Genomic DNA, 284 nt, shown 5'->3' on the forward strand with positions numbered 1-284 from the left:
TTGCCGGCTTAGCTCAATTGGTAGAGCAACTGACTTGTAATCAGTAGGTTGGGGGTTCAAGTCCTCTAGCCGGCACCAGCAACTATGGCGGTTGTGGCGAAGTGGTTAACGCACCGGATTGTGGCTCCGGCATTCGTGGGTTCGATTCCCATCAGTCGCCCCATTTCTTTTAAAACAAATATAATATGCGGGTGTGGCGGAATTGGCAGACGCACCAGACTTAGGATCTGGCGCCTTTGGCGTGGGGGTTCGACTCCCTTCACCCGCACTTTTAATAAAATATT

Annotated in this window: 3 tRNA genes; all 3 read left to right on the forward strand. The window is 51.1% G+C overall.

From position 1 onward, the window contains the following. Positions 1-2: 2 nt before the first annotated feature. The 3 genes from HRG09_RS28495 to HRG09_RS28505 all read left to right on the forward strand — a co-directional run bounded on the left by HRG09_RS28495 (position 3) and on the right by HRG09_RS28505 (position 268). Positions 3-78: transfer RNA gene (locus HRG09_RS28495), tRNA-Thr, on the forward strand. A gap of 9 nt (positions 79-87) precedes the next feature. Continuing rightward, positions 88-163, forward strand: a tRNA-His gene (locus tag HRG09_RS28500). A 24-nt stretch (positions 164-187) separates the two neighbouring features. Further along, positions 188-268 (forward strand) — tRNA-Leu (locus tag HRG09_RS28505). Positions 269-284: the final 16 nt, after the last annotated feature.

It is taken from the genome of Bacillus sp. Xin1 (assembly GCF_013314535.1).
Lineage (GTDB): Bacteria > Bacillota > Bacilli > Bacillales > Bacillaceae_G > Bacillus_A.